A 21251-nucleotide genomic window follows, 5' to 3' on the forward strand; every position below is an offset into this window, starting at 1 on the left:
TAGTTTAAAGTTCGTTTTCTAGCTTGAAAGCGAACTTTAATTGTTTTTTATCTCTTAGTACTACCATTGTAATACTTTTTTCATCTTCCTCCATAAATAAACTATTAATTTTCTGTAGCGTATACCTAAAAACCGGAGTTCCACCAATGGAAACAATCTCATCTCCTACTTTTAATCCACATTTTTCAGCAGCTGATTTTTTACGGATATTAGCAATAACATAATTGGGTTTTAATTCAAATTTATATTTGTACTCATTTCTTACAGTTACTTTATTTGATTCTTGTTGCTCAAAACCACTTGCAGTCAAAAGATTATTTTCAAGTTTTATATAATCCTCTACCCATTTCAAACCATTTTGCTCAATTTCAATACCGCTTTTATTGTATTTAAAATGAGATTTGAAGTTCGCATTTTTCTTAAGATAGATAGTCCCTCTTTCATAATCAAAAACAACCCTAAACCTCCTAAAAATTTCAGCTCCGATAGACCCTACTCTATTCTCAACCATTTTAACGTGTTTCAACGAACTCGAGTCTGGAAATGCGACAATTGGAGTACTAAACTTAAAATTAGCCATTTTTAATTCACTTATTTTGGCTCTTTTACCTTCTATATCTCCACTAAATCCTTTGCCTAAAAAATCGTCAAAATTTTTCTCAGGCACAGTAATTCCTGCAGTGTAGTTTTGAAAAATCCAAATTGCATCGCTATTGCCTATATCAATCAACATTTTAGATTCAATATAAACATCCTGCATTTTCAGCTGAACATTAAAGTATGGTTTTGCTTTTTCGATTGAAACAGGAAAGCTCACAAATTGCTTATTTAATTTTTGCTGATATTTAGGATTGGGTTTTGAGACTGAAATTTTCTTTCTCAAATAATCAATTTCAACCAAATTATTTTTAAAAAATTGTGTTCCAATAATTCCATTTACAGGAATCCCAATATGTGAGGAGAGATTGAAATTTTGGTCTAAAATGATATAAAAAATTTGCTTTGTAGAGACTAATCCTCTTACAAACATATAATTATTCGAAGACTTCAATCCCTCAATAGACTCATTACTCCCCAAACCCCTAAGTTGAATTTTATCTACATTGAATAGGTTGAGTTCTTTTTTATCATCCAAACTAAATAATAAAGTCTCCTCTACTCCCGTATCCAATAAAAAATTAAGTTCAACACCGTTAACTGTTATTGGGATAAAAATCAGATTATTAATCAACTGAAAAGGAATTTCAGCTTGCGTTTGATTAGCCAAAAATTGAAACCCTTCTTGAGCACGATTAGTATACTGTCCCAGAAAAAAAAATAGAAAAAAAAGGGTTATTCTCATTTAAAAAGAGTTTCTGTAATATTACAAAAAATACAACATATTTGTTATAATCTGATAACAAATAGGACTTAAATTTACATTTAATTTGGAAAAAAAATCGCAATTTTGCACCAAATTATAAAAAACATGCCTAGTATTTCAATCAGAGGTAAAAAAATGCCTGAATCACCAATTCGAAAATTAGCTCCTTTTGCAGAATTGGCCAAATCAAAAGGACGCAAAGTCTATCATTTAAACATTGGTCAACCCGATATTAAAAGTCCCGACCTTGCAATTGAGGCTATCAAAAATATACAACTAGATATTATCGAATATGGACCATCCGCTGGTTATGAAAGCTATAGAAAAAAATTAGCCCAATTTTATCAAAATCAAAATGTTTCAGTAGCTACTGAGGACATTATGATTACAACAGGAGGTTCTGAGGCTTTACTATTTGCCTTAGGTAGCATCATGGACCCTGAAGACGAAATCATTATCCCTGAACCTTTTTATGCTAACTACAGTGCTTTTTCGGCTGAGTCAAGCGCACGAGTTGTTCCGGTAATTTCAAACATTGAAAGTGGTTTTACCCTTCCAACGATTGAAGAATTTGAAAAAGCCATTACCAGTAAAACGAAAGCAATATTAATATGCAACCCCAATAATCCAACCGGTTATCTCTATTCCGAATCTGAAATCAATCAGCTTGGCGCATTGGTTAAAAAATATGATCTCTTCCTTATTGCTGATGAAGTATATCGCGAATTTATTTACGACGAGAAAGACCAACATTTCTCTGTAATGAACCTAAAAGGAATTGAACAAAATGTCATTATGATTGATTCTGTTTCCAAAAGATACAGTATGTGTGGCGCTAGAATAGGCTGCTTGGTAACCAAAAACAAAGAAGTTATTGCCGCTTCCATGAAATTTGCACAAGCGCGTTTGTGTCCACCTACCATTGAACAAATTGCCTGTGAAGCTGCTATTGACACGCCAAAAAGTTATTTTGACGAAGTAATTTCAGAATACAAAGAAAGAAGAGACATTTTAATCAATGAGCTTAACAAAATAGATGGAGTACTAGTAAAAAGTCCAAAAGCAGCTTTTTATTGTATTGCCCAACTCCCTATTGATAATGCCGACGATTTTGCACAATGGCTTTTAGAAACCTATGAGTTTAATGGCGAAACGGTAATGGTAGCGCCTGCCGCTGGTTTTTATTCTACACCTGGTGTGGGCTTAAATCAAGTTCGTATTGCGTATGTTTTAAGTAAAAACGAACTCATAAAAGCAGTTCACATTCTAAAAGAAGCAATAAAAGAATACAACCAACATTCTTAGAAACAAAGAACTGATACTAAAAAGACAATAATTCAAAGGAGTTATTGTCTTTTTTTGTTAAAAATAGAATCCAAATATTACGAAAAACTAGGCAATTAATTCCCTCAAGCGATTGAATTTGTTACTATTTATTATTTATCTTTACCCCTTGAAAAATACACACCCAACAAATAGTAATTTTTAATGACAAATAACGAAGAATTCCAAGACGAAATAGGAAATAATCATATTAGTACCAACGCTAATAATCCGATAAGAGAAGATGCTTTTGCTATTACGGATGAAGAAAAAATTGAGCGCATCAAGAAAGATGTAGAAAATATGTTGCTTACTTTGGGTATGGATTTAACAGATGACAGCTTAAAAGGCACTCCAAATCGTGTAGCAAAAATGTTTGTGAAAGAAATTTTTGGAGGTTTAAATCCAAATAAAAAACCAAAAGCCTCAACCTTTGATAACAACTACAAATATGGTGAGATGTTGGTTGAAAAAAACATCACCTTGTACTCTACCTGCGAACATCATTTGTTACCCATTATAGGAAGAGCACATGTGGCTTATATTTCGAAAGGCACTGTAATTGGCTTGTCTAAGATGAATAGAATTGTTGAATATTATGCAAAAAGACCTCAAGTACAAGAGCGTTTGACGATGCAAATTGTTCAAGAATTGCAATATGCTTTAGGAACAGAAGATGTTGCTTGTGTAATAGATGCCAAACATCTTTGCGTGAATTCTAGAGGAATAAAAGATATCGAAAGTAGTACGGTAACCTCTGAATTTGGCGGAAAATTCAAAGAAGCTCAAACTAGGAGAGAATTTTTGGATTACATTAAACTAGAAACAAAATTCTAAGAGTTTATGTTCTGTTGTTCAATCGGTTAAATAGTTAATCGATAGACAACAGATTGTTAACTTTTTCAAATAAGCAATCACCAATCATAAGTTTGCAATCAATAATTCAACGTTAAACATTAAACCGTTAAACTGTTAAACAAAAAGAAATGCCTTTATACAACCATCAACCCCTAAAAATATACAATTCTCTATCTGGAGAAAAAGAACCATTTGTACCCGTTCACGAAGGAAATGTAGGAATGTATGTTTGTGGTCCCACAGTTTACAGTAATGTGCACTTAGGAAATGTAAGAACGTTTATGTCATTTGATGTGATTTTCCGTTATTTATTGCATTTGGAGTATAAAGTTCGCTATGTTCGTAACATTACCGATGTAGGTCATATCGTGGATGATGTGGATGAAGGAGAAGATAAAATTGCAAAAAAAGCAAGATTAGAACAACTAGAACCGATGGAAGTGGTTCAACGTTATACTGTTGATTTTCATCGTATTTTGAGCGCTTTTAATTTTTTACCTCCGAGTATTGAACCTACGGCTACTGGACATATTATTGAGCAAATTGAAATTATCAAGAAAATAATAGACAATGGTTTTGCATATGAAGCCAATGGTTCTATTTATTTTGATGTGGTAAAATATAACAAAGACCACAACTACGGTATCCTGAGCGGTAGAAACATTGAGGATATGTTGGCCAATACTAGAGACCTAGACGGTCAATCCGACAAACGAAATCCTCAAGATTTTGCTTTATGGAAAAAAGCGGAGCCTCAACATATTATGCGTTGGCCTTCGCCCTGGAGTGATGGATTCCCAGGCTGGCATTTAGAATGTACTGCAATGAGCACTAAATACTTAGGCAATCATTTTGATATTCACGGTGGTGGAATGGATTTGAAATTCCCACATCACGAATGTGAAATCGCGCAAAATGAAGCTTGCACGGGACACACACCAGTAAATTATTGGATGCATGCTAATATGCTTACTTTAAACGGTAAAAAAATGGCGAAATCGACTGGAAATAATATTTTGCCAGGAGAAATTTTGACCGGAGACAATACTATTTTGAGTAAACCTTTCTCTGCTTCAGTTACCCGTTTCTTTATGTTACAAGCACATTATAGAAGCATTCTTGATTTTTCGGATGATGCTATTGTGGCGGCCGAAAAAGGATACAAACGATTAATGGAAGCTCTTTCGTTATTGAAAGACTTACCTACAAGCGCTCAGTCGTCTATTGTGATTGAAGATTGGAAACAATTGTGTTATGATGCGATGAATGATGATTTCAATACGCCAATTTTGATTGCACATTTATTTGAAGGCGTTCGTTATATTAATGTCATCAAAGATGGTAAGGAAACTATAACAGCAGCAGATTTGGTAGTATTCACCACCGCTATAGAAGCTTTTGTTTTTGATGTTTTAGGTCTTGAGAATGAAAAAATTACCGATAGCAGTAACGATAAATTAGAAGGCACCGTTCAGTTATTGATTGATATGAGAAAACAAGCCAGAGAAAACAAGAACTTTGCGCTTTCTGACCAAATTAGAGATCAATTATTGACGCTAGGCATTCAGTTGAAGGACGGAAAAGAAGGCACTACTTTTAGTTTATAATTCAAAAGTTAGAAATTAGAGGTTAGAAATTAGAAGCTTAAAGTTTCCAAAAAAAACAATTTCTATCCTTTTAGCCCCGATGGGAGTGGCATCCTTTGCCTTTTTTCTTTAAAAAGGCAAAGATATAACGGACAGCGGGACCCAAGTTTACTGAAATTCCCTTTGTTTGCTGCTCCTAAAACTGCTTACTTTCCTAATTTTTTGAATCTGAATGTATGTTGAATCGAATACTTACTTATCCGCTGATTGTATTGGTTCGGTTTTATAAGGGTGCTATTTCACCTTTTACACCTGCAGCTTGTCGTTATGAACCGACTTGTTCAAGTTACATGATTCAGGCGTTGCAAACTCATGGTTTTCTTTATGGCGGTTACTTAGGCATCAAACGAATTTTGAGTTGCCATCCATGGGGCGGAAAGGGATATGATCCGGTACCCAAAAAAAAATGCGAACACAAATAGTAATGGAAATTTGATATTTTTATTACATAAAATCTTTATTTTTACGAAAAACAAAAAACATAATGACACACGATTTACACCTTGTTTGGAATCCAACAGAAGGAATTGATTTGGGCTTTTTCATGATTCGTTACTACAGCCTCATGTTTGTAGTGGCTTTTGGTTTGGGTTGGTACCTGATGAAACATATTTTTGATCGTGAAGGAGAATCGATCGAAAAATTAGATTCGCTTTTTATATGGACCGTATTGGCTACTTTAGCTGGGGCGCGATTGGGCCATGTGTTCTTTTATGATTGGGAATATTATCGCAATCATTTGGTAGAAATTGCCCTTCCTATTCGAGAAAATGCCAACGGCAATTTACTAGGGTTCATTAGTGGCTGGGAGTTTACCGGTTTTACAGGATTAGCCAGTCATGGCGCCGCAATTACTATTGTAATTGCCATGTATTTTTACAGCAAAAATATTTTGAAACGTCCACAATTATGGATCTTAGATCGCGTGGTGATTCCAGTGGCGAGTGGAGCAATATTAGTGCGTTTGGGTAACTTTTTCAATTCAGAAATCATCGGAAAAGAAACCACTTCTTCATTTGGAATTCGATTTTTGAGAGATCAATTTAGTCCCAGAGATGTAGTCAATGCTACTGGGATTGCTAACCCAAACGAGGCTTATACTGCAATTGCTACCGATCCGAGATTTGCGGATATACTAGCACAAGTGCCAGCAAAACACCCTACGCAATTGTATGAAGCTTTTGGTTACATCTTCGTTTTTGCCATTTTGTTTTTCTTGTATTGGAAAACGGATGCTAGTAAAAAACCGGGGTTTTTATTTGGCTTGTTTTTAATACTTTTATTTACCGTGCGCATCATTGTTGAGTCAGTAAAAGAAAGTCAAGGTGGATTTGAAAGTGATTTAGGCAACATTCTCTCTACGGGACAATGGTTGAGTATTCCGTTTATACTTATTGGCTTATACTTTGTGATTAAAGCGAAGAAAGAGGCGTAAAAATTCAAAATAATAATACAAACAAAAAAGGTAGCTTTCAAATTTAAGAAAGCTACCTTTTTATTTTAGATCTACTTTTCGAACCTAATTGAGACTATTTTATTCTATTAAATTCGTGGAGAAGCTGCATTATACTTCATTTTCCGTTGAAGCATCGATGGAATGTAAGGGTTCTTTCGGGTCGTTTTCACCTTTTAAATAGGTCGGCAAATTCAATCCTGCCATATTGAATAAATCATTCAATGGCGGAACGGTTTTCATCATTCCTGATACAAAATTGGCTGTTGAACCATTGCCATCGGCATTGTTTCCTGAATCCCAAACGGTGATTTTATCAATTTTAATATTTTTAACGGCTTCTACTTGTGTTTTCACCAATTCTGGTAATTTCTCAATTAATAGCAATTGGAATGCCTTAGTCGGATCTCCACCTGCAGCACTTACTACTTCACGATATCCTTCGGCTTGTTTAGTCAAAATTTCATAAAGACCTTTCGCTTCAGCTTCCATCTTTGCAAAAATTGCATCCGCCTCACCTTTGGCCAACTCCCTGGTTTTTTCAGCCTCTGCTTGTGCATCAATCACTGCTTTTTGCTTAGCAATTTCAGCTGGAATAACAATATTAGCATTTTGAGTAGAACGTTCTCTTTCGGCACGTGCTGTCTCTGCTTTTTGTTCCGCCAAATACGATTCTTCTAGGGCTTTGGCTTGTTGTACTTTTTCTGATGCTAGTGCAATACGAAGTGCTTCAGCTTCTTTTTCTCTTCTTGCGGCTTCGGATTGAGCGATAGCGATTTTAGCTTCATTTTCCCCTTGAATCGCAACAGCATTGGCTTCTGAAGTTGCTACACGAGTATCTCGTTGTGCTTCTGCTTTTCCGATGCTTTCATCTTTAAATGCTGCTGCAATACTTACTTCTCTGTCTTTGTTAGTTATCGCAATTTTCACATCGCGATCTCTATGGGTTTCCGCAATTTGAACGTCTTTTTCACGATCAGCCATTGCTTTACCAGTTTCTCCAATTTTTTCTTGTTCCGCTACCGAAATTTTAGCTTCGTTTATAGCTTTGGCTGCTGCTTCTTTACCCAAAGCCTCAATATAACCTGATTCGTCTTTGATATCAGTTACGTTAACGTTAATCAGTTTTAAACCAATTTTCTTTAATTCTGAATCTACATTTTTAGAGATATTATCCAAAAATTTATCACGATCTGAGTTGATTTCTTCAATGGTCATGGTAGCAATAACCAAACGCAATTGACCAAATAAAATATCCTTAGCTAGTTCTTGAATTTGCTCTGGTGCCAAACCTAATAAACGTTCAGCAGCAGTATTCATACTATCCGTTTCAGTAGAAATAGCAATTGTAAAACGACAAGGCACATCTACCCGAATATTTTGTCTGGAAAGCGCATTGGTTAAATTCGCTTCAATAGAAATAGGCTTTAAATCTAAGAAAGAATAATCTTGAATAACAGGCCAAATAAACGCTCCACCACCGTGAACACACTTAGCAGATGTACCACCTGTTTTTCCATAAATAACTAAAATTTTGTCGGATGGACATCTTTTGTAGCGGGAAATCAAAGCAACAAAAGTTACAAATAGCACGATAGCGGCTACAACAATAATAATGATTTGTGACATATAAATAAGAAATTAGATTTTTTCGACAATAACTAAATGGTGCGCGACACCTACTACTCGAACTAAACTGCCTGTTGCGATTCTTTCGGGAGAATAAGTAATCGCACTCAATTCATGAAAAGCACCATTGATGCTAATTTGAATTTTCCCTTGACCTGTTTTAGCTTCAGGAATTGCCAGATACACTTCGGCAGTTTTGTTTATGGCATTTTCAATTTTAAAACTGTTGTCTTCAGAAAGTTTCAATATTTGTTTGATCAATAAAAAAAACACGATTACAAAAAAGAATCCCACAATGAGAGCTATAAGAATCAATATCGTTTTATTCTCAATGGTATTATAAAATGATATTCCAGTCCAACTGAAGCCCAATAAAAAATTGATTAAGTTACGCAAGGTAAAAACCTCAAAGGTCATCTCACCATCTATTCCGTCGGTATCTGTATCCGTTTCAGCACCACTTAATCCGATAAACGTAGAAATTGTTTGTAGAAGAAAAAAAATACTTACTGGCAAAGCGAGGTACCAAAAAGCCCTCAAGAGGGGCTCATAATTATCCATGAAATTCATAATTGTTAGTTTATTTAACAATTATACGATTACATTTATTAAAAGTTACAAAAAAAATATTTTTTTATTTAAAAAATAACATTAAGTATCTTGTAAAAAAAAGCTGTCAATAGTGACTATACCAGACAGCTTTTAATGATGTATTTCAATAAAGTAGGATTACATATTTCTTCTATACTGCCCACCTACTTCAAACAACGAAGCCGTAATTTGCCCTAAAGAACAAACCTTTGTTGCTTCCATCAAATGATCGAACATGTTTTCATTCTTAATGGCTGCTTCTTGTAAGGTTTTCAAATGTTGTGCAACCAAATCAGCATTCGCTTTTTGCAAATTATTCAACATGGTGATTTGGTATTGCTTTTCTTCTTCGGTAGCACGAATAACTTCAGCTGGAATCACCGTTGGAGATCCTTTAGAACTCAAAAAAGTGTTTACTCCAATAATTGGGAACTCACCTGTATGTTTCAAGGTCTCGTAATACAAACTTTCTTCTTGAATTTTAGAACGTTGGTACATAGTCTCCATTGCTCCAAGTACGCCACCACGCTCTGTAATTCTATCAAATTCTTGTAAAACTGCTGTTTCTACTAAATCAGTCAATTCTTCGATTATAAAAGCACCTTGAATTGGATTTTCATTTTTAGCCAAACCTAACTCTTTATTAATAATCAACTGAATAGCCATAGCTCTACGCACCGATTCTTCAGTTGGCGTTGTAATAGCTTCGTCATACGCATTGGTATGCAAAGAGTTACAGTTGTCATAAATCGCATACAAAGCCTGCAAAGTCGTACGAATATCATTGAAATCAATTTCCTGAGCATGCAAAGAACGTCCTGAAGTTTGAATATGGTATTTCAACATCTGAGCTCTTTCATTGGCACCATATTTATTTTTCAAGGCTTTCGCCCAAATTTTTCTCGCTACACGACCGATAACTGCATATTCTGGATCTACACCATTCGAGAAAAAGAACGATAAATTCGGTCCAAAATCATTAATATTCATTCCTCTACTCAAGTAGTATTCTACATAAGTAAAACCATTGGCCAAAGTAAAAGCCAATTGCGTAATAGGATTAGCCCCAGCCTCGGCGATATGATATCCCGAAATAGAAACCGAATAAAAATTTCTAACATTTTTAGTAATGAAATATTCTTGTACATCACCCATTAGTCGCAACGCAAACTCCGTAGAGAATATACAAGTATTTTGCGCTTGATCTTCTTTTAAAATATCGGCTTGAACGGTTCCACGAACTTGCGCTAGTGTTTTGGCTTTTATTTCATTATAAATTTCCAATGGCAACACTTGATCACCGGTTACTCCCAAAAGTAGTAATCCCAAACCATTATTCCCTTCTGGTAAATCACCTTGATATTTTGGACGCTCTACTCCTTTTTCTTGGTATATCGCTTTAATTTTAGCTTCCACTTCTTCCAGCAAATCATTCTGCTTGATATACATCTCACATTGTTGATCGATAGCAGCATTCATAAAAAAACCAAGCAACATAGGCGCTGGTCCATTGATAGTCATACTCACTGAAGTCATAGCGTGCACCAAATCAAAACCAGAATACAGTTTTTTAGCATCATCCAAGCAACAAATGGAAACTCCAGCATTTCCAATTTTACCATAAATATCAGGACGAATGTGTGGATCGTTTCCGTACAAAGTCACACTATCAAAAGCTGTTGAAAGTCTTTTGGCTGGTAAACCCGCACTTACATAATGAAAACGCTTGTTCGTTCGCTCTGGACCACCTTCACCTGCAAACATTCGAGAAGGATCTTCTCCTTCACGTTTGAAAGGATACAATCCTGCAGTAAATGGAAATTCTCCTGGAACATTTTCTTGTAAACACCAACGCAAAATATCACCCCAAGCTTGGTACTTAGGCAAAGCCACTTTAGGAATTTGCGAATGCGACAAACTCTCGGTATGCGTCGCCATTTTGATTTCACGATCTCTGACTTTAAAAGTATAAACAGGATTTTTATACTTATTTACTTTTTCATTCCAAGTCAGAATCATTTCCCAATTGTAAGGATCTAAATCCATTTTTACTTTGTCGAATTGATTCAAAAGTAAATTCAAAAAGATGCGATTTTCATCATGTGGTGCTGTAGCTGATGGCAATACAGAAGCGTCATCAATTCCAGCTTTAGTGAGTTCTGGCTTCTTATTGGAAACCGTTTCGATCGTTTTGTAAATTCCGTATAACTTTTGAGCCACTTGCTCTTGAGTTAAAGCCGTTTCATCATACTTACGGTTGTTCTCAGCAATTTCGGACAAGTAACGCGTGCGGTGTGGTGGAATAACGAAAATTTTCTCGCTCATTTCACGAGTAATTTCGAAAGTCGATTGTAAATCTGAACTGGTTTTCTCTACAATTTTATCCATAATCGATTTATAGAGCGTGTTCATTCCTGGATCGTTGAACTGAGAAGCAATCGTTCCAAAAACCGGCATTTCATCTGGATTTACATCCCATAAATTATGATTGCGTTGGTATTGTTTTTTCACATCTCTAAGCGCATCCAAAGCACCACGCTTATCGAATTTATTCAAGGCTACTAAATCGGCAAAATCAAGCATGTCAATTTTTTCCAATTGCGTGGCTGCTCCAAACTCAGGTGTCATTACGTATAATGAAACATCTGAATGGTCCATAATTTCAGTATCCGATTGCCCAATTCCTGAAGTTTCTAAAATAATAATATCGTATTTCGCTGCCTTAAGCACCTGAATCGCTTCGGCTACATATTTAGACAAAGCCAAATTAGATTGACGTGTCGCCAACGAACGCATATAAACTCTAGGATTATTAATTGCATTCATACGAATTCTATCGCCTAACAAGGCGCCACCTGTCTTACGTTTTGATGGATCTACAGAGATTAATCCAATGGTTTTCTCTGGAAAATCAATTAAAAAACGACGAACCAATTCATCTACCAAAGAGGATTTTCCTGCACCACCGGTTCCTGTGATTCCTAGAACAGGAATTTTAGAAGTTTCATTTTTAGTATGAATTGTATCAAAAACTGGTTTTGCAATTTCTGGAAAATTCTCAGCCGCCGAAATTAATCTCGCAATAGCAGTTGGAGTTTTACTTTCTATCAATTCTAATTCATTAGACAATTGATCACCAATAGCAAAATCAGAACGTTCCACCAAATCATTAATCATTCCTTGTAATCCCATAGCACGACCGTCATCTGGAGCATAAATTCTAGTGATACCGTACTGATGTAATTCTTCAATTTCTGAAGGCAAAATAACGCCTCCGCCTCCACCAAAAATCTTGATATGTCCTGCTCCTTTTTCTTGAAGCAAATCGTACATGTATTTAAAATATTCGTTATGTCCCCCTTGATAAGAAGTCATTGCAATAGCATTGGCATCTTCTTGAATGGCAGTATTCACAACTTCTTCTACACTTCGATCATGCCCCAAATGAATTACCTCCACTCCAGTTGATTGAATAATACGGCGCATAATATTTATGGCGGCATCATGACCATCAAAGAGAGAGGCTGCGGTAACAATTCTTACTTTATTAACAGGAATATAAGGTTTTTGTGGTTCCATTTTATGAATATGATAATTAATAGCGCCAAATTACACATTTTTTAAAATAAAAATTAGCATTTTATTGAATTACTATAAAACAACCAAATGCTGCTATTTCTTAAAAAAAATAAGTTAGTTTTGGTAAAAAAGGACAACTAATCGCAATAGAATCAAAAGAAAACGTTTTCTTTTGATTCTATAACAAACAAGATTTTGTCCTCAAATAAACAAAAAAATAGTCATTCAGTACGTTTAATGATAAAAACATTTTAAAACCTAGTAATAAAGCACAATTAAAAGAAAAAATGCAAAAAATTACCATCCTCATTCATTGTAAAGATCAAAAGTCAATTATAGCCTCAGTTACTAACTATATCGCCTCGATAGAAGGAAACATTATTTATTTGGACCAACACGTTGATGCCGATGAAAATGTTTTTTTTATGCGATTGGAATGCGAATTAGAGTCGGAAAAATGGCCTATCGAAGCCATAAAAGCTGATTTTGAAACCAATCTAGCCCTTCCATTTGATATGGATTGGAAAATTTATCCACAACTGCAAAAACCGAGAATGGCTTTGTTTGTCTCTAAATATGATCATTGTCTATACGATATTTTGGGACGTTATAGTGCGGGCGAATTACCACTTGAAATCCCTGTAATCATTAGCAATCACGAAGATTTAAGAAAAGTAGCCGAACAATTTGCTATTCCTTTTTATTGCGTTCCTTTTACCAAAGAAATTAAAGAAATTGGAGAAAAAGGACAATTAGAGTTATTAGATAAATACAATATCGACTTCATTGTACTGGCGCGCTATATGCAAATCATTACCCCGAAACTGATAGAAAAGTACCAAAACAACATTATCAATATCCATCATTCCTTTTTACCCGCTTTTCCTGGGGCAAAACCTTATCATTCTGCTTTTAAACGCGGTGTGAAAATCATTGGCGCTACTAGTCATTATGTAACAGAAGGTTTGGACGAAGGCCCAATCATCGAACAAGATATTGCTCGTGTAACCCACAGTCACTCTATAGAAGATTTTATTATGAAAGGACGCGATTTAGAACGAATGGTTTTGGCAAGAGCCATTAAATTGCATGCAGAACGAAAAACTATGGTGTATAACAACAAAACTGTAGTATTTTTGTAGCCTTTTCAATTAAAAAACCCCAAAATCCTAATGAAAAAATTTTTAATCCTACTTATTTTATTCCCTGTTATTAGTAACGCTCAATTCAAAAATATTCTAAAAAAATCATCCGAAACGGCAACTGGTATTTTAAACAAAAACGGAAAAGTAGATATTGCTGCTGGACTAAAAGAAGCTTTAAACAAAGGAATCACCGAACAGGTTTCGAAATTGACGCAAGTAGACGGTTTCTACAAAAATGAATTGGTCAAAATCGTAATGCCAGAAGAGCTAACCAAAGTCGACAAAACATTGCGTAAACTAGGAATGGGTTCGCTAGCCGATGACGGAATTAAAGCCCTGAATAGAGCCGCAGAAGACGCTGTAAAAGAAGCAACTCCAGTGTTTGTAAACGCCATAAAAAACATTAAAATTGCAGATGCTAAAACCATTTTGATGGGTAATGAAAATGCTGCAACAACCTATTTACAGCAATCCACCAACAAAGAATTATATGCTAAATTTATTCCTATAGTGCAACAATCCATTGGAAAAGTTGGTGCAGATGAAATTTGGAATGGAATCATTCAAAAATACAACACGATGCCTTTGGTTTCAAAAATCAATCCCGACTTGAATGATTATGTTACCAACAAAGCACTAGAAGGCGTTTTTAAAATGATTGCTATTGAAGAAAAAAACATCAGAACTGATTTACAATCAAGAACTTCTACTGTTTTAAAGAAGGTTTTTGCTATGCAAGATTAACATAATATAACAAGAAAAAATTACCAAAAAAACGTTGTTAATTAGACTTAACTTATTGACAACAAAGTAATAACATAATTTTAACAATGACATACTAACTTATTCCTGACCTTTGTAGAGTAATAAACTGGTTATTTATTATTTGGTTTTGGTTAGTTATAAAAATGCCGACGTCTTTGGATGTCGGCATTTTTTATTGTGCTGTATTTAGAAAAGAAAGTACGGCTGTATTGAAAGCCAAAGGTTGTTCAACATTCACTACATGACCGCATTTTTCAATAACAAAAAGCTTTGAAGAGCGATAGTGATTTTCGACTACTTTTCGAACAGAGGGCAAAAACATATAATCCTCTTCTCCCATAACATAAAGTGTTGGAATATTCAACTCTACTTGTCTGAACCACTTCAGAACAGGATTGATTTCGGCCGTGAGTTTAAACCATTTTATAAACTCTTTTTGGTATAATTTTTTAGCTTCATTGATAAACAACAATCGCGACTGTTTATGACTTTTCTTAGGCATAATAACAAATGCAAAAAAGCGATACAATACCAAGTAAGGCAATACATATTTGAAAGCATTACCCAAACGCATTAAAATTTGAGAACGGAAATTCATTTTCAAAATGGCACCACCCAAAATCATACTTTGCACCTTTTGCGGATACATTTCAGCCAATTGACGAATCAAAATCGTTCCTAATGAAATACCAACAAAATGAGAACGTTCAATTTTCAAATGCTCTAAAACCTCCACAATATCATTCGCCAAAGCAGAAAAAGTATATTTCTGTTTAAAAGCCGCTTTCAGGGTTGGCTTAGATTCGCCATGTCCTCTAAGATCCAAAAGTAAAACGTTGTATTGTTTTTGAAAATCTCGAATTTGCTTAAACCATATCGACGAGCTACCTCCTGCACCATGGACAAAAGTTACCCATTGCGTACTTGTTTCATTCTTGTAGATAGTGTAATTAAGCATTCGTTAGTTTTTTTGTAAAAATAGAATAATAATTTTAAAAGCCAATTCAATGTGTTGAAATTAGCAACTCAAATACAAATCACTAACTAACAACAACTTAAACATTCAAAACCAACTCTTATTGTAATTCTTTAAAATAAGAAAGCGCCTTAAGTAATCGGCTACCGTGCCAAGAGAAATATTCACCATCTACTAAACGTATTTTGGCATTTGGAAAAAAGGAAGTGAACTCGGCTACATCTTCATTCTTAAAAGGATAAGGTTCCGAAGAAAGCAACACCAAATCAACAGCATCATATCGAGTTGACGCATCAACAGCTATTTCGGGATAACGGGATTGTGTACCAAAAAAATTATTGAATCGATTCAATTGCAACAACTCGTGGATAAAAGTACTTGATCCTGCTACCATATATGGCTTTTTCCAAATAAAATAGGCTGCTTTTTGAGTAGGAATGGTTGCAATAAAAGTCGTAAAATCAGCCAACGCCAAGTCTATACTTTGATTCAAGGCTTGGGCTTCAGCAGTTGTATCGAAAAGCAACCCAAAATCGGTAATCATTTGAAAATTATCTGCAATCGTATCTACATTGGTCACCCAAACTGGTGCAATTTCAGAAAGTTCTTGCACCATTTCTAGTGTATTTTCTTCTTTGTTGCAGATAATGATATCAGGTTGTAAGGCTTTGATTTTATCAAAATGAACTTGTTTAGTACCTCCAACTATTTTTTTGGTTGTAAGCAAATGTTTTGGATGCACACAAAACTTAGTAATTCCAACGATTTGGTCTTCTAATCCTAAATCAAACAACAACTCCGTTTGTGAAGGAACCAACGAAACAATTCGACGAGGAGTCGATTCAAAAAAATGAGAAGTACCGATTTGATCTGTTAGTTGTTTCATATTGTTTGGATTTAACCGCAAAAAATTTAACCGTAAAGGTCGCAAGGATTTACGCAAGGGTAGCAAAGAAAACTTGAATGACCTTAAATGCCTTATATGTTTAAAAAAATAACCGCAAAGCACGCAACGGTTCAACAAACAATATTAAACTTTTAAACCTTAAATTTTAAACGTTTAAACTAAGAATCTCCTCCATTTCCTGTTGCATTTTCAACGCTTCTGCTCTAGCACCTTCGGCAAAATCTTCTTTATTCGAAGCATAAATTATGGCTCTAGACGAGTTGATCAACAAACCAACTTGACTATTCAAACCATATTTGCAAACCTCAGACAAACTTCCGCCTTGTGCGCCAACACCAGGAACCAATAAAAAGCTATCAGGAACAATTTTACGAATTTCCGTAAAGTATTCGGCTTTGGTGGCGCCAACCACATACATCAAGTTATGACTGTTCTTCCAAGATTTTGAGGTTTCCAAAACCTGTTTGTACAATTCTGTACCATTTACCGATAAGGTTTGAAAATCAAAAGCGCCTTCGTTAGACGTCAAGGCCAACATTATGGTGTGTTTATTCTCAAAAGCCAAAAATGGCTCCACCGAATCTTTTCCCATATAAGGTGCTACCGTTACACTATCAAAGTTCAAATCCTCAAAAAAGGCTTTGGCGTACATTGAAGACGTATTTCCAATATCGCCACGTTTTGCATCCGCAATCGTAAAGAGTTCAGGGTAATTGGCATTGATGTATTCAATGGTTCTTTGCAACGATTGCCAACCTTTTATGCCATACGCTTCAAAAAAAGCCGTATTGGGTTTGTAGGCCACACATAAATCGTGAGTCGCATCGATAATGGCTTTATTGAATTCGAAGATTGGATCTTCCGTTGCTAATAAGTGAGAAGGTATTTTATTCAAGTCAACATCTAAGCCTACGCAAAGAAAAGACTTTTTCAATTGGATTTGTTCTAGTAGTTGTTGTGTAGTCAAAACAGTAGTTGTTTATTGTTTGTAGTTTGTTGTTGTTGGCAAATTTCGCAAAGTTTTTTTCAAAGTTCGCAACCTGTTAAAAAAAATGCCAAACATTTCAGTATGGCATTTTTTTTAATATCTTAATCTTAATACTTAGTACTTAATACTCAATACTTAGTTAATTAAAAAACCTCGCTAGCTTCTTTCAGTTTTTCCATATTGTTGACCAATTGTAATTCGGCTACAATTTTCTGAATATCACCGTTCATAATGTTACCCAAATCATATAACGTCAAACCAATTCGGTGATCCGTTACACGACCTTGAGCGTAATTATAGGTACGAATTTTAGCAGAACGGTCACCTGAGCTCACTTGCGAAGTACGTTTTGAAGCGTCTTCGGCTTGTTTTTTGGCCAATTCCATTTCGTATAAACGAGAACGCAATACGTTCAACGCTTTGTCTTTATTCTTATGTTGTGATTTTTGATCCTGACATTGCGCCACCAAACCAGTTGGAATGTGCGTTAAACGAACAGCAGATTTCGTTGTATTTACCGACTGTCCACCAGGTCCTGACGAACAGAAAAAGTCCACACGAACATCGTTCATATCAATTTGTACATCAAATTCTTCTGCTTCTGGAAGCACCATAACTGTGGCTGCCGAAGTATGCACACGTCCTTGTGTTTCTGTTTGTGGGACACGTTGCACACGGTGAACACCCGCTTCAAACTTCAAAGTTCCGTACACATCCTCTCCTGTAACCTCAAAAATCACCTCTTTGAAACCACCCGAGGTTCCTTCGTTCATATCCACAACCGATGTTCTCCAACCTTGACTTTCACAATATTTGGTGTACATACGGAACAAATCTCCTGCAAAAATACTCGCTTCATCACCACCCGTACCCGCACGAATCTCGACCATCACGTTTTTCGCGTCTTCAGGGTCTTTTGGAATCAACATAAACTTAATTTCGTCTTCCAGTTGTGGTAAACGTTCTTTAGCTTCATCCAATTGCATTTTGGCCATTTCAACCATATCAGCATCACTACCATCAGCAATAATTTCATTGGCTTCGTCAATATTAGCCAAAACCAAAATATATTCCTCACGTTTCTCCACTAGGGCTTTAATGCTCTTGTATTCCTGATTAAGCAGTACATAACGTTTTTGATCCGCGATAACATCCGGCTGAATAATCAAATCCGAAATCTCGTCGAAACGCTGTTTTACATATTGAAGTCTATCTAACATATTCTTGTCCTTATATTTTGGACGGCAAAATTACAAAAAAGAAAGCAATTTACAGAAACCCTTTTTCAGTTTTTTTAGGAGCTTAATCCTGCTGTCCGCTATATCTGTGGCTCTGAACCCCAGAGCCACAGGATGCCGCTCCCATCAGGGCTAGAAACGGTAACGCAACACGAATCGAAATTCTAAATTTTAAATTCCAAATTCCAATAAATAAGAATTTATTATAAAAAGCTCTAAAATTCACGCAACGACTCCCCTCTCGAGAGGGGCTGGGGGTGTGTTTTTTTTAAATCCCAAACTTCAAAAACAAACCAAAGACAATAAATTTTGTAATGAAAATTGTATATATTTGAAAAGCTAATGCGCTATGAGACTTATCATAACTATCTACCCAAAATTGGATGGCTTTGAATGATTTTGTCAGACCTGTAAGCTAGTTACCAGCCATTTTAGCTCAAAAAACCGCATAAAAGAAAATGTACAAAGAATTAGAAAAATATTTTAAAGATAGAACAGAAATTGACGAAGAAACTTTCTCGAAAATTTCTGAATGCTTCACACCTATCAAAACTAAAATAAGCCAAATAATTCTGCAAAAAGGAGAAGTTTGCAAAAAATATTATTTCGTAAATAAAGGTTGCTTGAGACTTTTTACAATCAACAATGACGGAAATGAAGGCACAAGATATTTCGCTTTTGAAGGTGCTTTTGGAACTGCATTACCAAGTTTGATAGAACAAACGCCAGCGTTTGAATACATACAAACAGTTGAAAAATCTGAACTTCTCGAAATTTCTCGTGAGGATTTTTACAAACTCGTTGATACAATTCCACAATTTGCATTCGTTTACAGACAAATACTTGAAGTTTCGTTTATTTCTGCCCAAAAACGTATTTATGGTTTTCAAGGACTAAATGCTTTAGAAAAAGTTAAATGGTTAAAACAGTATAATCCGAAAATATTAACAAGAATTTCTAATAAAATGGTTGCATCTTTTTTAGGAATTACACCATCAACATTAAGTAGAATTAAATCGCAATTATAAATGTGGACTTGTCCTAAATGTGAAAGAACTATCAAAAATCTAAATCAATGGCACAATTGTGTCAAAGTAGATATGGATAGTTTATTTGAAAACAAAGCACCAATTCTAATTTCAATTTTCGATAAATTACTTTTTGAAATTGCCGACTGGCAAAACGTAAACATAAGTACCACTAAAAACTGTATCGTTTTTGTCAAAAATCAAACATTTTTGATAATTCGACCAATGAAAAAAGAATTAGACATTAAGTTTTATCTGCCAAACTTTTCAGATGAATTTCCAATTCATAAATGTGTAGAATATTCAGGAAAATTTGAAACGCACATTAGAGTTTCAGAATTAGAACAAATTTCACCACAAGTTTTTAAACTTATAAAAACTTCATATAATTTACTCTAATTTTAAAACGTTGACATAGAACAACGTTTAAATGATTTTTTGTTCATTTATTTGTAAAAATATTTAAACAAAATAAAAATGGCTAAAAATCTTCACACAATCGGTATGGTTGTAAACGATTTAGGAAAATCGTTATCATTTTACAGAACTTTAGGACTTGATATTCCTAACGGTTTAGACAATGAATTTCATTATGAATTCACAAACAAAAATGGCTTTTCAATTGGTTTTATTCCAAAAGCAACAATGTTAAAAACTGACCCAAATTGGATAGAACCAACTGGTAATGCTAGAATAAGTTTGCAATTTGCGTGTAACAATCCAGAAGAAGTAAACAAAACTTATTCAGATTTAATCGAACAAGGATACCAAAGTTTCAAAGAACCTTGGGACGCATTTTGGGGACAACGCTTTGCACAAGTTTTAGATCCTGACGGAAATAATATTGGAATTTTCGCAGAACTTTAAAAAAACAAAAGTGTTTTCGGTTTTTCAAACCGAAAACACTTTCTTTATTAATAGGATTTAAGAATATATTTATGAAAACTACAAACAATACAATTTTAATAACTGGAGGAGCAACAGGCATAGGTTTAGAATTAGCAAAACAATTTATTGCTCAAAATAATACTGTAATTATTTGCGGAAGAAGAGAAGAAAAACTATCCGAAGCAAAAAAAATACTTCCAAATTTAATAACCAAAAAGTGTAACATTTCAGATTTAAAACAGAGACAAGATTTATTCAATTTTTGTATAGATAACTACCCAAACATAAATGTTTTAATCAATAATGCAGGAATTCAAAGAGAAATTAATTTTCTAAAAGGAGAACAAAATTATCTAAACGGTGATAATGAAGTTTCAATAAATTTAGATGCTTGCTTTCATCTAACTGCTTTATTTATTCCGCATTTTCTAAAACAAAGGGAAGCATCTATCATAAACGTTTCTTCGGGTTTAGGTCTAGTACCACTAATCATCACACCTATTTATTCTGCAACAAAAGCTGCATTGCACTCATTCTCAATTTCATTGCGAAAACAATTGTTAGAAACAAATATCCAAGTTTTTGAAATTATTCCGCCAATTGTTGACACCGATTTAGACAGAGGAGCAAGAGATAAACGAGGACAAACCGACAAAGGAATTTCAGCAGAAAAAGTAGCCAAAGAAAGCATCGAAGCAATTAGCAACAATAAGTTTGAAATTCCGATAGGAATTGTAAAAGTGTTGCGAATTGGCTCAAGAATTTCGCCTAAATTATTTCTAAAAATAATCAATAAAAAATCAAGATTTGGAAACTAGAACACAACCCGCTGTCCGAAGTGTTCTTATGTATGAATAAATTTCTTGTGTGTGTG

Annotated in this window: 19 protein-coding genes; 11 read left to right on the forward strand and 8 right to left on the reverse strand. The window is 34.8% G+C overall.

Features of this window, described 5'->3' with window-relative positions:
- Positions 1–4 precede the first annotated feature (4 nt).
- Entirely contained in the window at positions 5–1342 is a 1338-nt protein-coding gene (locus ACSVH7_RS07665; RefSeq protein WP_438066129.1) for a PDZ domain-containing protein, read from the reverse strand.
- A 126-nt stretch (positions 1343–1468) separates the two neighbouring features.
- Here ACSVH7_RS07665 and ACSVH7_RS07670 point away from each other — a divergent pair, with 126 nt between their 5' ends.
- The 5 genes from ACSVH7_RS07670 to lgt all read left to right on the forward strand — a co-directional run bounded on the left by ACSVH7_RS07670 (position 1469) and on the right by lgt (position 6625).
- Positions 1469–2668 carry a pyridoxal phosphate-dependent aminotransferase gene (locus ACSVH7_RS07670; protein ID WP_438066130.1) on the forward strand — a complete coding sequence of 400 codons (1200 nt, stop codon included), beginning with the start codon at positions 1469–1471 and terminating at the stop codon, positions 2666–2668.
- A gap of 183 nt (positions 2669–2851) precedes the next feature.
- Complete coding sequence (gene folE / locus ACSVH7_RS07675; protein ID WP_438066131.1) at positions 2852–3523, forward strand: GTP cyclohydrolase I FolE; 672 nt, start codon at positions 2852–2854, stop codon at positions 3521–3523.
- A gap of 149 nt (positions 3524–3672) precedes the next feature.
- Positions 3673–5151, forward strand: coding sequence for a cysteine--tRNA ligase (gene cysS, locus ACSVH7_RS07680; protein WP_438066132.1), 1479 nt, complete (start codon positions 3673–3675; stop codon positions 5149–5151).
- 215 nt (positions 5152–5366) lie between these two features.
- Complete coding sequence (gene yidD / locus ACSVH7_RS07685) at positions 5367–5612, forward strand: membrane protein insertion efficiency factor YidD (protein ID WP_438066133.1); 246 nt, start codon at positions 5367–5369, stop codon at positions 5610–5612.
- Positions 5613–5674: 62 nt separating this feature from the next.
- Positions 5675–6625: a prolipoprotein diacylglyceryl transferase gene (gene lgt, locus ACSVH7_RS07690; RefSeq protein ID WP_438066134.1), complete on the forward strand. Its 951-nt coding sequence runs from the start codon at positions 5675–5677 to the stop codon at positions 6623–6625.
- Between the two features lie 129 nt (positions 6626–6754).
- On the opposite strand, the gene ACSVH7_RS07695 is transcribed toward lgt, so the two are convergent.
- From ACSVH7_RS07695 to ACSVH7_RS07705, 3 genes are all read right to left on the reverse strand, one after another.
- Positions 6755–8272, reverse strand: a complete 1518-nt coding sequence (locus ACSVH7_RS07695) for a flotillin family protein (protein WP_438066135.1) — start codon at positions 8270–8272, stop codon at positions 6755–6757.
- A gap of 12 nt (positions 8273–8284) precedes the next feature.
- A complete protein-coding gene (locus ACSVH7_RS07700; RefSeq protein WP_438066136.1) occupies positions 8285–8842 on the reverse strand; it encodes a serine protease in 558 nt (185 codons plus the stop codon).
- Positions 8843–9001: 159 nt separating this feature from the next.
- Complete coding sequence (locus ACSVH7_RS07705) at positions 9002–12442, reverse strand: methylmalonyl-CoA mutase family protein (protein ID WP_438066137.1); 3441 nt, start codon at positions 12440–12442, stop codon at positions 9002–9004.
- Between the two features lie 287 nt (positions 12443–12729).
- Between ACSVH7_RS07705 and purU the strand changes: the two genes are divergently transcribed.
- Together purU and ACSVH7_RS07715 are read left to right on the forward strand one after the other, a co-directional pair.
- A complete protein-coding gene (gene purU / locus ACSVH7_RS07710) occupies positions 12730–13584 on the forward strand; it encodes a formyltetrahydrofolate deformylase (protein WP_438066138.1) in 855 nt (284 codons plus the stop codon).
- Between the two features lie 30 nt (positions 13585–13614).
- Entirely contained in the window at positions 13615–14331 is a 717-nt protein-coding gene (locus ACSVH7_RS07715) for a DUF4197 domain-containing protein (RefSeq protein ID WP_438066139.1), read from the forward strand.
- A gap of 193 nt (positions 14332–14524) precedes the next feature.
- Here ACSVH7_RS07715 and ACSVH7_RS07720 read toward each other — a convergent pair whose 3' ends face one another.
- The 4 genes from ACSVH7_RS07720 to prfA all read right to left on the reverse strand — a co-directional run bounded on the left by ACSVH7_RS07720 (position 14525) and on the right by prfA (position 18443).
- Positions 14525–15310 carry an alpha/beta fold hydrolase gene (locus ACSVH7_RS07720; RefSeq protein ID WP_438066140.1) on the reverse strand — a complete coding sequence of 262 codons (786 nt, stop codon included), beginning with the start codon at positions 15308–15310 and terminating at the stop codon, positions 14525–14527.
- 118 nt (positions 15311–15428) lie between these two features.
- The gene (locus tag ACSVH7_RS07725; RefSeq protein ID WP_438066141.1) at positions 15429–16214 is read right to left on the reverse strand and encodes an ABC transporter substrate-binding protein; all 786 of its coding nucleotides are present in this window, start codon (positions 16212–16214) and stop codon (positions 15429–15431) included.
- 166 nt (positions 16215–16380) lie between these two features.
- Entirely contained in the window at positions 16381–17202 is an 822-nt protein-coding gene (gene pyrF, locus ACSVH7_RS07730; RefSeq protein ID WP_438066142.1) for an orotidine-5'-phosphate decarboxylase, read from the reverse strand.
- 164 nt (positions 17203–17366) lie between these two features.
- Entirely contained in the window at positions 17367–18443 is a 1077-nt protein-coding gene (prfA, locus tag ACSVH7_RS07735; RefSeq protein ID WP_064714620.1) for a peptide chain release factor 1, read from the reverse strand.
- A 476-nt stretch (positions 18444–18919) separates the two neighbouring features.
- Between prfA and ACSVH7_RS07740 the strand changes: the two genes are divergently transcribed.
- The 4 genes from ACSVH7_RS07740 to ACSVH7_RS07755 all read left to right on the forward strand — a co-directional run bounded on the left by ACSVH7_RS07740 (position 18920) and on the right by ACSVH7_RS07755 (position 21195).
- Positions 18920–19489, forward strand: a complete 570-nt coding sequence (locus ACSVH7_RS07740; RefSeq protein ID WP_438066143.1) for a Crp/Fnr family transcriptional regulator — start codon at positions 18920–18922, stop codon at positions 19487–19489.
- On the forward strand, positions 19490–19888 hold the full coding sequence (locus ACSVH7_RS07745; protein ID WP_438066144.1) for a DUF5655 domain-containing protein: 399 nt from the start codon (positions 19490–19492) through the stop codon (positions 19886–19888).
- Positions 19889–19966: 78 nt separating this feature from the next.
- A complete protein-coding gene (locus ACSVH7_RS07750; protein ID WP_438066145.1) occupies positions 19967–20356 on the forward strand; it encodes a VOC family protein in 390 nt (129 codons plus the stop codon).
- 71 nt (positions 20357–20427) lie between these two features.
- The gene (locus tag ACSVH7_RS07755) at positions 20428–21195 is read left to right on the forward strand and encodes an SDR family oxidoreductase (protein WP_438066146.1); all 768 of its coding nucleotides are present in this window, start codon (positions 20428–20430) and stop codon (positions 21193–21195) included.
- Positions 21196–21251 lie beyond the last annotated feature (56 nt).

The organism is Flavobacterium sp. TSSA_36 (assembly GCF_051547165.1).
Taxonomy (GTDB): Bacteria; Bacteroidota; Bacteroidia; order Flavobacteriales; family Flavobacteriaceae; genus Flavobacterium.